Origin of the sequence: Citrobacter sp. MGH106 (assembly GCF_001037495.1) — a bacterium.
GTDB classification, from domain to species: Bacteria; Pseudomonadota; Gammaproteobacteria; order Enterobacterales; family Enterobacteriaceae; genus Citrobacter; species Citrobacter murliniae.
In genome coordinates this window covers 2856713-2871837 of record NZ_KQ089822.1, presented here as the reverse complement: position 1 = coordinate 2871837, position 15125 = coordinate 2856713, and the positions used below count along the sequence as shown (strand labels likewise).

At 50.6% G+C, this 15125-nt stretch carries 11 protein-coding genes and 1 pseudogene; 8 read left to right on the top strand and 4 right to left on the bottom strand.

Translation table 11 applies throughout. The annotated features are described in order from the left end of the window. The 8 genes and pseudogenes from ftsK to SK36_RS13460 form a co-directional block, all read left to right on the top strand. Positions 1–1644 (top strand): annotated as a pseudogene (ftsK, locus tag SK36_RS13495) (DNA translocase FtsK); the annotation flags it as partial. Positions 1645–1755: 111 nt separating this feature from the next. Beyond that, positions 1756–2367, top strand: a complete 612-nt coding sequence (gene lolA / locus SK36_RS13490; protein WP_040233939.1) for an outer membrane lipoprotein periplasmic chaperone LolA — start codon at positions 1756–1758, stop codon at positions 2365–2367. A gap of 10 nt (positions 2368–2377) precedes the next feature. Further along, entirely contained in the window at positions 2378–3721 is a 1344-nt protein-coding gene (rarA, locus tag SK36_RS13485) for a replication-associated recombination protein RarA (protein WP_048221764.1), read from the top strand. A 92-nt stretch (positions 3722–3813) separates the two neighbouring features. Further along, entirely contained in the window at positions 3814–5106 is a 1293-nt protein-coding gene (serS, locus tag SK36_RS13480) for a serine--tRNA ligase (RefSeq protein WP_045441250.1), read from the top strand. Between the two features lie 236 nt (positions 5107–5342). Next, complete coding sequence (gene dmsA / locus SK36_RS13475) at positions 5343–7787, top strand: dimethylsulfoxide reductase subunit A (protein WP_048221763.1); 2445 nt, start codon at positions 5343–5345, stop codon at positions 7785–7787. A 10-nt stretch (positions 7788–7797) separates the two neighbouring features. Continuing rightward, positions 7798–8415: a dimethylsulfoxide reductase iron-sulfur subunit DmsB gene (gene dmsB, locus SK36_RS13470; protein ID WP_048221762.1), complete on the top strand. Its 618-nt coding sequence runs from the start codon at positions 7798–7800 to the stop codon at positions 8413–8415. Between the two features lies 1 nt (position 8416). Beyond that, entirely contained in the window at positions 8417–9280 is an 864-nt protein-coding gene (locus SK36_RS13465) for a dimethyl sulfoxide reductase anchor subunit family protein (RefSeq protein ID WP_045441253.1), read from the top strand. Between the two features lie 309 nt (positions 9281–9589). After that, a complete protein-coding gene (locus SK36_RS13460; RefSeq protein WP_045441254.1) occupies positions 9590–10741 on the top strand; it encodes an MFS transporter in 1152 nt (383 codons plus the stop codon). On the opposite strand, the gene SK36_RS25070 is transcribed toward SK36_RS13460, so the two are convergent. The 4 genes from SK36_RS25070 to pflB form a co-directional block, all read right to left on the bottom strand. Next, positions 10681–10842 (bottom strand): hypothetical protein, encoded by a 162-nt coding sequence (locus tag SK36_RS25070; protein ID WP_231593096.1) that lies wholly within the window; start codon positions 10840–10842, stop codon positions 10681–10683. The genes SK36_RS13460 and SK36_RS25070 overlap by 61 nt on opposite strands. Positions 10843–10986: 144 nt before the next feature. After that, a complete protein-coding gene (locus SK36_RS13455; protein ID WP_048221761.1) occupies positions 10987–11781 on the bottom strand; it encodes a PA3715 family protein in 795 nt (264 codons plus the stop codon). An 88-nt stretch (positions 11782–11869) separates the two neighbouring features. Continuing rightward, positions 11870–12610, bottom strand: coding sequence for a pyruvate formate lyase 1-activating protein (gene pflA, locus SK36_RS13450; RefSeq protein ID WP_048221760.1), 741 nt, complete (start codon positions 12608–12610; stop codon positions 11870–11872). Positions 12611–12790: 180 nt separating this feature from the next. After that, complete coding sequence (pflB, locus tag SK36_RS13445) at positions 12791–15073, bottom strand: formate C-acetyltransferase (protein ID WP_045441256.1); 2283 nt, start codon at positions 15071–15073, stop codon at positions 12791–12793. Between the last annotated feature and the right edge of the window lie 52 nt (positions 15074–15125).

Here is a 15125-nt window from a genome sequence, read left to right as displayed (position 1 = left end):
CAGCCTGTAGCACCGCAGCAGCATTATCAGCAGCCGCCGCAGCCTGTAGTGCCGCAGCAGCATTATCAGCAGCCGCCACAACCTGTAGCACCGCAGCCGCAGGATAGCTTGATCCATCCATTACTGATGCGTAATGGTGACAGCCGCCCGGTACAACGCCCAACCACACCGCTGCCCTCGCTGGATCTGTTGACGCCACCGCCGAGTGAAGTTGAACCAGTGGATACCTTTGCGCTGGAGCAAATGGCGCGTCTGGTTGAAGCCCGACTGGCGGATTTCCGCATTAAAGCTGATGTCGTGAACTATTCACCGGGTCCGGTTATTACCCGTTTTGAACTGAACCTGGCCCCTGGTGTGAAAGCTGCGCGTATTTCTAACCTCTCCCGCGACCTGGCTCGTTCGTTGTCGACCGTTGCGGTGCGTGTGGTAGAAGTGATTCCAGGTAAACCGTATGTGGGACTGGAACTGCCGAATAAAAAACGTCAGACCGTCTATCTGCGTGAAGTTCTGGATAACGCGAAGTTCCGCGAAAATCCATCTCCGCTGACAGTCGTGTTGGGTAAAGATATTGCAGGCGAGCCGGTCGTTGCTGACCTGGCAAAAATGCCTCATCTGCTGGTTGCAGGAACCACCGGCTCCGGTAAGTCGGTTGGGGTAAACGCCATGATCCTCAGCATGCTGTACAAGGCACAACCGGAAGATGTCCGCTTTATCATGATTGACCCGAAAATGCTGGAACTTTCCGTTTACGAAGGTATCCCGCATCTGTTGACTGAAGTTGTTACAGATATGAAAGATGCGGCCAATGCTTTGCGCTGGAGCGTCAATGAAATGGAGCGTCGCTATAAGCTGATGTCGGCGCTTGGCGTACGTAACCTTGCTGGTTATAACGAGAAAATCGCTGAAGCAGCCCGTATGGGGCGTCCGATTCCTGACCCGTACTGGAAACCTGGCGATAGCATGGACGTTCAGCATCCTGTGCTGGAAAAACTGCCGTATATCGTTGTGTTGGTAGATGAATTCGCTGATCTGATGATGACCGTCGGTAAAAAGGTGGAAGAACTCATCGCTCGTCTGGCACAAAAAGCACGTGCGGCGGGCATCCACCTGGTACTGGCGACTCAGCGTCCGTCGGTTGATGTTATTACCGGTTTGATTAAAGCCAACATTCCAACCCGTATCGCCTTTACCGTTTCCAGTAAGATTGATTCACGCACCATCCTCGACCAAAGTGGCGCAGAGTCTCTGCTGGGCATGGGGGATATGCTTTATTCCGGGCCTAACTCCACTATGCCAGTGCGTGTGCATGGCGCATTTGTGCGCGACCAGGAAGTGCATGCAGTTGTTCAGGACTGGAAAGCGCGTGGGCGTCCACAATACGTTGATGGCATTACCTCCGACAGCGAAAGCGAAGGCGGTGGCGGTGGTTTTGACGGTGGTGAAGAGCTGGATCCGCTGTTCGACCAGGCCGTCAAATTTGTCACGGAGAAACGTAAGGCCTCAATCTCCGGCGTTCAGCGTCAGTTCCGTATTGGTTACAACCGTGCGGCACGCATCATTGAACAGATGGAAGCGCAGGGAATTGTCAGTGAGCAGGGACATAATGGTAATCGTGAAGTGCTGGCGCCGCCTCCCTTCGATTGATTGCAAAGTTAAGTAATTCAGTATTTTCTACTTTCCTCATGCTGATTTTTGGCCTGGAATGGATAGCAGAGGGATCTCCCCGTCGGGAGTGACGTATTTTGAGGAATAACGATGAAAAGAATCGCAATCACCTGTGCATTACTGTCGAGCTTTGTGGTTAGCAGCGTCTGGGCTGATGCTGCCAGCGATCTGAAAAGCCGTCTGGATAAAGTCAGTAGTTTCCATGCCAGCTTCACCCAGAAGGTGACGGATGGCAGCGGAGCGGCAGTACAGGAAGGTCAGGGTGACTTATGGGTTAAACGTCCGAACCTGTTTAACTGGCATATGACACAGCCTGACGAGAGCATTCTGGTATCCGATGGCAAAACGCTGTGGTTCTTTAACCCGTTTGTTGAGCAAGCAACGGCCACCTGGCTGAAAGATGCCACGGGGAATACACCGTTTATGCTGATTGCGCGCAACCAGTCCAGCGACTGGCAACAATACAATATCAAGCAAAACGGTGATGACTTTGTGCTGACCCCGAAAACCAGCAGCGGTAATCTGAAGCAGTTCACCATTAATGTCGGGCGTGATGGAACAATCCATCAGTTCAGTGCTGTCGAGCAGGACGATCAACGCAGTAGCTATCAGCTGAAGTCTCAGCAGAATGGTGCAATTGAACCATCAAAATTCACCTTTACCCCGCCACAAGGTGTGACGGTGGACGATCAACGTAAGTAGAGGCGCGTGAGTGGGCAATCTGTCGCTCGATTTTTCTGATAATACCTTTCAGCCACTGGCCGCGCGTATGCGGCCAGAAAATTTAGCACAGTATATCGGCCAGCAGCATTTGCTGGCCGCAGGCAAGCCCTTGCCGCGTGCCATTGAGGCAGGGCACCTGCACTCCATGATCTTGTGGGGACCACCCGGTACGGGTAAAACAACACTCGCCGAAGTGATTGCTCGCTACGCTGATGCAGATGTTGAACGTATTTCGGCGGTCACCTCTGGTGTGAAAGAAATTCGTGAGGCCATTGAGCGTGCGCGTCAGAACCGCAATGCAGGTCGGCGTACAATTTTGTTCGTGGATGAAGTTCATCGTTTTAATAAAAGCCAGCAGGACGCGTTTCTCCCGCATATCGAAGATGGCACCATTACATTTATTGGCGCCACGACCGAAAATCCCTCTTTTGAACTTAACTCGGCATTACTGTCGCGTGCGCGTGTCTATCTACTGAAATCGTTAACCACCGAAGATATTGAGCAGGTGCTGGACCAGGCGATGACAGATAAAGCGCGTGGCTACGGGGGACAGGATATTGTCCTGCCGAATGAAACACGTCGGGCGATTGCGGAACTGGTGAATGGTGACGCGCGAAGGGCGTTGAACACGCTGGAAATGATGGCTGATATGGCCGAAGTCGATGACAGCGGAAAACGTGTTTTACAGACAGCATTACTGACTGAGATTGCCGGGGAGCGCAGCTCGCGCTTTGATAATAAAGGCGATCGCTTTTACGATCTGATCTCGGCGTTACACAAATCGGTACGCGGCAGCGCACCGGATGCGGCGCTTTACTGGTATGCACGGATCATTACCGCCGGTGGCGATCCGTTATACGTCGCGCGCCGTTGTCTGGCAATTGCTTCCGAAGATGTGGGAAATGCCGACCCACGGGCTATGCAAGTGGCAATTTCAGCATGGGATTGTTTCACTCGCATAGGGCCTGCAGAAGGCGAACGAGCGATAGCTCAGGCGATAGTTTATCTGGCCTGTGCGCCGAAAAGTAATGCAGTCTATACCGCCTATAAAGCAGCGTTGGCTGATGCCCGCGAGCGTCCGGATTATGATGTGCCTGTGCATTTGCGTAATGCACCGACGAAGCTGATGAAAGAAATGGGCTACGGACAGGAATATCGCTACGCTCATGATGAGCCGAATGCGTATGCTGCCGGTGAAGAGTACTTTCCGCAGGAACTGGCACAAACGCGCTATTATCACCCCACAAACAGAGGTCTTGAGGGTAAGATTGGCGAAAAGCTCGCCTGGCTTGCCGGGCAGGATCAAAATAGCCCTATAAAACGCTACCGTTAGCGCGATCGTTGCGGTAATGTTGGCAATGTATCCCTGTGATCGCAGGCTGTGGTCACTTTCTCCTATTTTAATTCGATAAGCACAGGATAAGCATGCTCGATCCCAATCTGCTGCGTAATGAGCCAGACGCAGTCGCTGAAAAACTGGCAAGCCGGGGCTTTAAGCTGGATGTAGATAAGCTGCGCGCTCTTGAAGAGCGTCGTAAAGTTCTGCAGGTACAAACAGAGAACCTGCAGGCAGAGCGTAACTCTCGATCGAAATCCATCGGCCAGGCAAAAGCGCGCGGAGAAGATATCGAGTCTTTACGTCTGGAAGTGAACAAACTGGGCGAAGAGCTGGATACCGCGAAAGCTGAACTTGATGCCTTGCAGGCCGAGATCCGCGATATTGCACTGACCATTCCTAACCTGCCAGCGGACGAAGTTCCGGTGGGTAAAGATGAAAATGACAATATCGAAGTCAGCCGTTGGGGTACTCCTCGCGAATTTGATTTCGAAGTGCGCGATCACGTCACGCTGGGTGAAATGCATACCGGTCTTGATTTCGCTGCTGCGGTTAAGCTAACGGGTTCTCGTTTCGTGGTAATGAAAGGGCAGATTGCACGTATGCACCGTGCGCTGTCTCAGTTCATGCTGGATCTACATACCGAACAGCATGGTTACAGCGAAAACTACGTTCCGTATCTGGTTAACCATGACACGCTGTACGGTACAGGTCAGTTGCCGAAGTTTGCCGGTGATCTGTTCCATACGCGTCCGCTGGACGAAGAAGCCGATAGCAGTAACTATGCGCTGATCCCAACGGCAGAAGTCCCGCTGACCAACCTGGTACGCGATGAGATCATTGACGAAGATGCACTGCCGATCAAAATGACCGCGCATACGCCATGTTTCCGTTCTGAAGCCGGCTCTTACGGTCGTGATACTCGTGGTCTGATCCGTATGCACCAGTTTGATAAAGTTGAAATGGTGCAGATTGTTCGTCCGGAAGATTCTATGGACGCACTGGAAGAGATGACAGGCCATGCTGAGAAAGTACTTCAGCTGCTGGGACTGCCGTATCGTAAGATCATTCTATGCACTGGTGACATGGGCTTTGGCGCATGCAAAACCTATGATCTGGAAGTGTGGATCCCAGCGCAGAATACTTACCGCGAGATCTCCTCCTGCTCAAACGTGTGGGATTTCCAGGCACGTCGTATGCAGGCTCGTTGCCGCAACAAATCCGACAAGAAGACGCGTTTAGTGCATACGCTGAACGGTTCTGGTCTGGCTGTGGGACGTACCTTGGTTGCTGTGATGGAAAACTACCAGCAAGCTGATGGCCGCATTCAGGTTCCGGAAGTATTACGTCCATATATGAATGGTCTGGAATACATCGGTTAAGCCATCTTTTTCTGTTAAAAAAGCGCCTGTGGGCGCTTTTTTTATGCCTGCTTGATACCGGACAATAACCCTTACCTCATTAGTGGTAATACTACCTTCGAATGAAGGTCAGTATTTATCTCTGTCTTTACGCAAATTCACTATATACCAGTCTGTATAACGATAATATCGATATATAAATATCTATACAACGAGTGTTTCTTTTTTGTTTATTGTGAGCAGCAGAGTGAGTCACTATGAAAACTAAGATCCCCGATGCTGTACTGGCAGCTGAGGTGAGTCGTCGCGGTTTGGTAAAAACGACGGCGATAGGCGGACTGGCGATGGCCAGTAGCGCATTTACCCTGCCATTTACCCGCATAGCAAATGCCGCAGAAGCCATTAATCCGGCGCAGATCAATGAGAAAGTGATCTGGAGCGCCTGTACGGTGAACTGCGGTAGCCGCTGTCCGTTGCGTATGCATGTGGTGGATGGTGAAATAAAGTATGTTGAAACCGATAATACCGGCGATGACAATTATGACGGCCTGCACCAGGTTCGTGCCTGTCTGCGCGGCCGCTCCATGCGTCGTCGCGTCTATAACCCGGACCGTCTGAAATATCCGATGAAGCGTGTCGGTAAGCGCGGTGAAGGCAAATTCGAGCGTATAAGTTGGGATGAAGCCTACGATATTATCGCCAGCAATATGCAACGTCTGATCAAAGACTACGGTAACGAGTCTATTTACCTCAACTACGGTACCGGTACGCTGGGAGGCACCATGACGCGCTCATGGCCGCCGGGAAAAACGCTGGTTGCTCGCTTGATGAACTGTTGTGGCGGCTATCTGAACCACTACGGTGACTACTCTTCTGCGCAGATTGCTGCTGGTCTGAACTACACCTATGGCGGCTGGGCGGACGGTAATAGCCCGTCTGATATCGAAAACAGCAAGCTTGTTGTTCTGTTTGGTAATAACCCTGGTGAAACCCGCATGAGCGGTGGTGGGGTAACGTATTACCTTGAGCAGGCGAGGCAGAAGTCAAATGCCCGTATGATCATTATAGATCCTCGTTATACCGATACTGGTGCGGGGCGCGAGGACGAATGGATCCCGATTAGACCGGGCACCGATGCGGCGCTGGTCAATGGTCTGGCGTACGTATTGATCAGCGAAAATATGGTTGATCAACCGTTTCTCGATAAATACTGCGTGGGATACGATGAGAAAACCCTTCCGGCAGGTGCGCCAAAAAATGGCCACTACAAGGCTTACATCCTCGGGCAGGGTAAAGATGGTATAGCGAAGACCCCGGAATGGGCTGCGCAGATAACAGGTATTCCGGCTGACCGTATCGTTAAGCTGGCACGTGAGATTGGTAGTGCCAAACCCGCCTATATCAGCCAGGGCTGGGGACCACAGCGTCATGCTAACGGTGAAATTGCTACCCGTGCTATTTCCATGCTGGCTATTCTGACCGGTAACGTCGGTATTAACGGCGGTAACAGCGGCGCGCGTGAAGGCTCTTACAGTTTACCGTTTGAACGTATGCCTACGCTGGAAAACCCTGTTGAAACCAGTATCTCGATGTTTATGTGGACCGACGCGATTGAACGCGGCCCGGAAATGACGGCGCTACGTGACGGCGTTCGTGGAAAAGATAAACTCGACGTTCCGATTAAAATGATCTGGAACTATGCTGGTAACTGTCTGATTAACCAGCATTCCGATATCAACCGCACTCACGAAATCCTTCAGGATGATAAGAAGTGCGAAATGATTGTTGTCATTGACTGCCATATGACGTCCTCGGCTAAATACGCCGATATTTTGCTGCCAGACTGCACAGCTTCCGAACAAATGGATTTCGCCCTCGACGCTTCGTGCGGGAATATGTCCTATGTGATATTCACCGACCAGGCCATCAAGCCACGCTTTGAGTGCAAGACTATCTATCAAATGACCAGCGAGCTGGCAAAACGCCTGGGCGTCGAGCAGCAGTTTACTGAGGGTCGTACTCAGGAAGAGTGGATGCGTCATCTGTACGAGCAGTCACGCAAAGCGATACCTGAATTGCCGACGTTTGAAGAGTTCCGCAAGCAAGGGATCTTCAAACAGCGCGATCCCGAAGGACATCACGTAGCTTACAAAGCATTCCGCGAGGATCCAAAAGCAAATCCACTTACCACGCCATCGGGCAAGATCGAAATTTATTCTCAGGAACTGGCGGATATCGCAGCAACCTGGGAACTGCCTGAAGACGACGTGATTGATCCATTGCCAATCTACGCCCCGGGATTTGAAAGCTTAAACGATCCGTTGGCGGATAAATTTCCCCTGCAGTTGACGGGATTTCACTATAAGTCTCGCGTTCACTCAACCTATGGCAACGTTGATGTTCTGAAAGCATCTTGCCGCCAGGAAATGTGGATTAACCCGCTGGACGCGCAAAGACGTGGTATTAACAACGGCGACAAAGTTCGTATCTTTAATGACCGTGGCGAGGTGCATATTGAGGCGAAAGTGACGCCACGTATGATGCCAGGCGTTGTGGCGTTAGGTGAGGGGGCATGGTATGACCCGGATGTGAAACGTGTGGATCAGGGCGGTTGTATTAACGTGCTGACAACCCAGCGTCCTTCTCCTCTCGCCAAGGGGAACCCGTCACATACGAATCTTGTTCAGGTTGAAAAGGTGTAAGGAGTAACCGATGACAACCCAGTATGGATTTTTTATTGATTCCAGCCGTTGCACCGGTTGCAAAACCTGCGAACTGGCCTGCAAAGACTACAAAGATTTAACTCCGGATGTCAGCTTCCGTCGTATTTATGAATACGCTGGCGGCGACTGGCAGGAAGATAACGGCGTCTGGCATCAGAACGTTTTTGCCTATTATCTCTCCATCGCATGTAACCACTGCGAAGACCCGGCCTGCACCAAGGTTTGTCCGAGCGGAGCTATGCACAAACGTGACGATGGTTTTGTGGTCGTTGATGAGGACGTGTGCATCGGATGTCGTTATTGCCATATGGCCTGCCCTTATGGCGCTCCACAGTACAATGCTGCTAAAGGGCATATGACCAAGTGTGATGGCTGTCATGACCGTGTTGCAGAGGGTAAAAAACCAATCTGCGTTGAGTCCTGCCCGTTACGTGCACTGGATTTTGGCCCGATTGATGAACTGCGTAAAAAGCACGGAGAACTGGCTGCGGTTGCGCCATTGCCGGGTGCGCACTTCACCAAACCTTGTATTGTGATCAAGCCTAACGCCAATAGCCGCCCTACAGGGGATACCACGGGTTATCTGGCAAATCCGAAGGAGGTGTAAGATGGGAAGTGGATGGCATGAGTGGCCGCTGATGATCTTCACTGTTTTCGGACAGTGTGTGGTTGGTGGCTTTATTGTTCTGGCACTGGCGCTGATGAAAGGGGATTTACGCCCTGAATCACAACAACGTGTGATTGCCTGTATGTTTGGCTTGTGGGTGTTAATGGGGATCGGTTTTATTGCTTCCATGCTGCACCTGGGGTCACCTGTGCGAGCCTTTAACTCACTCAACCGTGTAGGTTCTTCTGCACTGAGTAATGAAATCGCCAGCGGCTCGCTCTTCTTCGCCGTAGGTGGTATCGGTTGGTTGTTGGCGGTATTGAAAAAAATGTCACCAGCATTACGTAATCTTTGGCTGGTTGCCACCATGGTACTGGGCGTAGCTTTTGTCTGGATGATGGTACGTGTATATAACACCATTGATACGGTACCAACCTGGTTCAGTATCTGGACGCCGCTGGGCTTCTTCCTGACGCTATTTATGGGGGGGCCACTGCTGGGTTATCTGCTGCTGCGCGTTGCCGGAATTGATGGTTGGGCAATGCGACTGCTGCCGGCTATTTCAGTACTTGCACTGGTGGTAAGCGCCATCATGTCCGTGATGCAGGGGGCTGAGCTGGCAACTATCCACAGTTCAATTCAGCAGGCATCTACCCTTGTGCCGGATTACGGTTCGCTGATGGCATGGCGTATTGTGGCATTGGCTTTAGCGCTGTGCTGCTGGATAGTGCCGCAAGTAAAAGGCTATCAACCAGCAATACCACTGCTTTCAGTCGCATTTATACTGCTGTTGGTGGGTGAATTGATCGGTCGCGGCGTGTTTTATGGTCTGCATATGACAGTCGGCATGGCAGTTGCCAGTTAAAGTCTGTTTGTCGGCATGATATGAAAGCCGGGGTTAATACCCCGGTTTTTTTACATCTGACTGGTAATAACAGAAAAAAAGACAAAATGAACCATGAAATTTTTCGACTGAACGTAACGGGGCAGTTTTGTTTTAGATCAATTTAAACAATCAGATGGCGTCAGGCAGATTATCATCATTGATGATGAGAATTAGTATTTCAAATCGATCACATTGAAATCGTGCTACAGGCCGTAGTCAGCCGATTGACAATGTTTTTGGCAGTGGCATGATGCGCATGAAATTTGAACTTCCTCACGGTTTTTATTCATGTCCACCTATACCCGACCCGTCATGCTGCTGCTGTGCGGGCTGCTTCTATTGACCCTGGCGATCGCCGTGTTAAACACGCTCGTCCCGCTTTGGCTCGCCCATGAAAATTTGCCAACCTGGCAAGTGGGAGTGGTCAGCTCGTCTTATTTCACAGGCAATCTGATTGGGACATTACTTACCGGGTATTTAATTAGACACCTTGGCTTTAATCGCAGCTATTACATTGCATCGTTTATTTTTGCAGTGGGTTGTGTGGGATTGGGCGTTATGGTGGGATTCTGGAGCTGGATGACCTGGCGCTTTATTGCGGGCGTAGGTTGCGCCATGATTTGGGTGGTGGTGGAAAGCGCGCTAATGTGCAGCGGAACTTCGCGTAATCGCGGACGCTTACTTGCTGCATATATGATGGTCTATTACGTGGGGACGTTTTTAGGACAGCTGTTGGTCAGTAAAGTATCGACAGAATTAATGAGCGTTCTGCCATGGGTTACTGGCACGATCCTGGCCGGGGTCTTACCGTTGCTCTTTACGCGCATTGTGAACCAACAGAGTGATGATCATCATTCGACGACCCCAATTGCCTCCATGTTGAAGCTTCGACAGGCTCGTCTGGGCGTGAATGGCTGTATTATTTCCGGAATTGTGCTGGGTTCTTTGTACGGTTTGATGCCGTTGTATCTCAATCATCAGGGAGTCAGCAATGCCAGCATTGGCTTCTGGATGGCCGTTCTGGTCAGCGCCGGGATTCTGGGGCAATGGCCGATTGGTCGTCTGGCGGATAAATTAGGCCGTCTGTTGGTTTTGCGTGTGCAGGTGTTCGTGGTGATCCTCGGTAGTATCGCTATGCTGAATCAGGCGGCGATGGCACCCGCGTTGTTCATGCTGGGAGCGGCAGGTTTTACCCTCTATCCGGTAGCAATGGCCTGGGCCTGCGAGAAAGTTGAGCATCATCAACTGGTCGCCATGAATCAGGCACTGTTATTAAGCTATACCGTGGGTAGCCTGCTTGGACCGTCATTTACCGCCATGCTGATGCAGAATTATTCTGACAGCGTGTTGTTTATTATGATCGCCAGTGTGTCGTTTATTTATTTGCTGATGCTGCTTCGTAAGGCTGGGCATACACCAAACTCTGTGGCACATGTCTGAGTTGTATTAAGTAAAATAGCGTGAAGTTCCTGTTGGCTGCTAACAGTGGCGAGTTGTTGCAGATGCTCAGCCTCATCCAGCCAGCACACCAGCTGTTGAATAATCCTTATATGCTGAGTGCCATCAGATGCGACAAGTACAATAATTATCCGTACTTCAGGCTAGCCAGGAAAACATACTGGCGTGGTCAAGGCATAGCAATGACAAATGCGTCTCATGGCTGCTTTCCAGACGTTATGGTGCTCTTATTCCAGAGGCATAAGGGATTTGGGTACGACATAGTGCTTGCCATCATATCGTAGCAATGTTGTCGTTTTGCCTGGTTTGTCCTTTGATACACACTCGCCATTGGCGTCAGTATGTGTGGTGGATGCTACGTTTTTCTCGGTTACCCGTATATTGGCGTATCCCTTCTGTGAGCCGGGTTCCAGAGCCAGGGTGCGTTTAACATCGTTAAATGTGCCTGCACAGTTTCCATCCCATTCGCCGCTGCTATTTTCAAGCACAATACCGTTTAGTATTGTCCGTAACTGGTTATCCTCAATGACAAACAGCGACAGTGCATCTTCACTCATAGGGTTCACTCGTGAGCTGCCGTTGCGCATGATATGCAAGCCGAATGCAGTCTGGTTAGGTTTAACTTTCCAGCGTGCTGTATCAAGAGTAATGCCTGTAATACGAAAAGCGTCATCGTCCATACGCGCAGGAAGATTTAATCGCTGTTTGACGTTGAGGGTACCGGAATCCAGCACCAGAAGTTCCAGATCGCCTGAGTGATCGTAATCGGTATACTGCTGAGACATCAATGGAACCGCTGCCAGTGTCAGCTCCGGTTGTGCCGGCCAGACCTTGCAAATCGCGCTTTGGGGAGAATTGGCGCTGGTGGTGATAACCTGGTTATCTTTGGTGATGATGCCCTGCGGTGTAGATGTTGCATCTGGCCACACATGCTGGACGATGGCATTGATATCGCAGCTGCTGGCGGCATTTACGCACTGGGCTGACAGCAGTAAAACTCCTGAGATGAATAAGCGCTTCACATCCTTTCCTTTGTTATGACCTGAATATCAGATGCTTTAGATAGCAAAACGGCTGCCCTGATGGCAGCCGTTTCGATGAGGCAAAAAATCAATACATCACTTTGTGACCATATTGCTCAAGGATACCTTTCACGCGCTCCATGGTCTCTTTCTTCGGCGGCTTAACACCATCCAGTTTGTACTCTTCGCCCATCGCCACCCATTTGTGTTTACCCAACTCGTGATAAGGCAGTAGTTCGATTTTTTCTACGTTGCCCATATCACGGGTAAACTCACCCAGACGGTGCGCGGAATCGTCATCGTCAGACCAACCGGGGACGACAACGTAGCGGATCCACACTTTAATATCTTTGTTAGACAGGTAGCGAGCAAATTCCAGTGTACGATGGTTAGATACACCTACCAGGTTCTGATGGATTTCGTCGTTCATCTGTTTAAGATCGAGCATTACCAGGTCAGTCACTTCCAGCAGTTCATCAATAACTGGATCGTAGCGGCGAACAAAACCGTTAGTATCAAGACAGGTATGAATACCTTCTTCCTTACAGGCACGAAACCAGTCACGAACAAATTCAGCCTGCAGGATGGCCTCACCGCCGGATGCCGTTACGCCGCCACCGGAAGCATTCATAAAGTGGCGATAAGTTACCACTTCTTTCATTAACTCTTCGACAGTAACTTCTTTGCCACCGTGCGTATCCCACGTATCACGGTTGTGGCAATACAGGCAGCGCATCAGGCAGCCCTGGAAGAAAGTGATAAAACGGATGCCTGGGCCGTCTACGGTGCCACAGGATTCAAAGGAGTGAATGCGACCAATAACTGACATTGCGGTGTTTCTCCAGGTGTGGCCCATCCGGGGCCTGTGTTAGTGCACAGTTGTTCACTGTGTCGAGTCTGTTTTGGCAGTCATCCATAAGTATAGATAGCTGGCGAAAGAGACTTAGTTGTTAAAAAGGCCCCACTTACGTGGAGCCTTTATTGTACGCTTTTTCAGTCAGACTGGGAATTACATGGTCTGAGTGAAGGTACGAGTGATAACGTCCTGCTGCTGTTCTTTAGTCAGGGAGTTAAAACGTACTGCGTAGCCAGAAACACGGATGGTCAGCTGCGGATATTTTTCCGGATGTTCCATCGCATCCAGCAGCATTTCGCGGTTCATGACGTTCACGTTCAGGTGCTGACCACCTTCGATGGACGCTTCATGGTGGAAGTAACCATCCATCAGACCAGCCAGGTTGGTCTTACGAACTTCGTCGTCTTTACCCAGAGCGTTCGGAACGATAGAGAAGGTGTAAGAGATACCATCTTTAGCGTAAGCAAACGGCAGTTTTGCAACAGAGGTCAGAGAGGCAACAGCACCTTTCTGGTCACGACCGTGCATTGGGTTAGCACCAGGTCCGAACGGCGCGCCAGCACGACGACCATCTGGGGTGTTACCTGTTTTCTTACCATACACAACGTTAGAAGTGATGGTCAGAACAGACTGAGTCGGGATAGCGTTACGGTAGGTAGTCAGTTTCTGAATTTTCTTCATGAAACGTTCTACCAGGTCAACCGCCATGTCATCAACGCGAGAGTCGTTGTTACCAAACTGCGGGTATTCGCCTTCGATTTCGAAGTCAACAGCCAGGCCGTCTTCGTCACGAATCGGTTTAACTTTCGCATATTTGATTGCAGACAGGGAGTCAGCAGCAACGGACAGACCAGCGATACCACACGCCATGGTGCGGATAACGTCACGGTCGTGCAGCGCCATCAGAGAGGCTTCGTAGCTGTACTTGTCGTGCATGTAGTGGATAACGTTCAGTGCGGTGACGTACTGTTTTGCCAGCCAGTCCATGAAGTGATCCATGCGCTCCATAACTTCGTCGAAGTTCAGGACGTCGCCTTTGATCGGCTCAGACTTAGGACCAACCTGCATTTTCAGTTTTTCATCAACGCCGCCGTTGATTGCGTACAGCATGGTTTTCGCCAGGTTTGCACGCGCACCGAAGAACTGCATTTGTTTACCAACAACCATTGGGCTTACGCAGCAAGCGATAGCGTAATCGTCGTTGTTGAAGTCCGGACGCATCAGGTCATCGTTCTCGTACTGCAGAGAAGAGGTATCGATGGACACTTTAGCGGCGAATTTCTTGAAGTTCAGAGGCAGTTTTTCAGACCACAGAACGGTGATGTTCGGCTCCGGAGAAGGACCCATGGTGTACAGGGTATTCAGGAAGCGGAAGCTGTTTTTGGTAACCAGAGTACGGCCGTCAACGCCCATACCACCGATAGATTCAGTTGCCCAAATCGGGTCACCGGAGAACAGTTCATCATATTCAGGGGTACGCAGGAAGCGAACCATACGCAGTTTCATGACCAGGTGGTCAATCATTTCCTGAGCGTCTTGCTCGGTGATTTTGCCTGCTTTGATATCGCGTTCGATGTAAGCATCCAGGAAGGTGGATACACGACCGAAGGACATTGCTGCACCGTTCTGAGACTTAACAGCGGCCAGGTAGCCGAAGTAGGTCCACTGGATAGCTTCCTGAGCGTTGGTAGCCGGACCAGAGATATCGCAGCCATATTTAGCAGCCATTTCTTTGATCTGACCCAGCGCGCGGTGCTGTTCAGCGATTTCTTCACGCAGACGGATAGTCGCTTCCAGGTTTACGCCATTTTCCAGATCGGATTGCAGAGAAACGAACTGAGCGTATTTGTCTTTCATCAGGTAGTCGATACCGTACAGCGCAACGCGACGGTAGTCACCGATGATACGACCACGGCCATACGCATCTGGCAGACCAGTCAGAACACCGGATTTACGGCAGTTCAGAATGTCTTTGGTATAAACATCGAATACACCCTGGTTGTGGGTTTTGCGGTATTCGGTGAAGATTTTTTTCAGCATCGGGTCCAGTTCGCGATTGTACGCTTTGCAGGAACCTTCAACCATTTTGATGCCGCCAAACGGGATAATTGCACGTTTCAGCGGAGCTTCAGTCTGCAGACCAACAATTTTCTCGAGCGCTTTGTTGATGTAACCAGCGTCGTGAGAAGTGATGGTAGAAGCAACGGAGGTGTCAAAGTCAACAGGCGCGTGAGTGCGGTTTTCCTGTTTAACGCCTTCCATCACGCTGTCCCACAGTGCGGTGGTCGCTTCAGTCGCGCCAGCCAGGAAGGACTCGTCACCCTCGTACGGAGTGTAGTTTTTCTGAATGAAGTCACGGACGTTTACTTCATTCTGCCAATCACCTTTGGTAAAACCTTCCCAGGCTGTGGCTAACTTTTCATTAAGCTCGGACATGTAACACCTACCTTCTTAAGTGGATTTTTTATTTACTGCGTGTAATGAACAT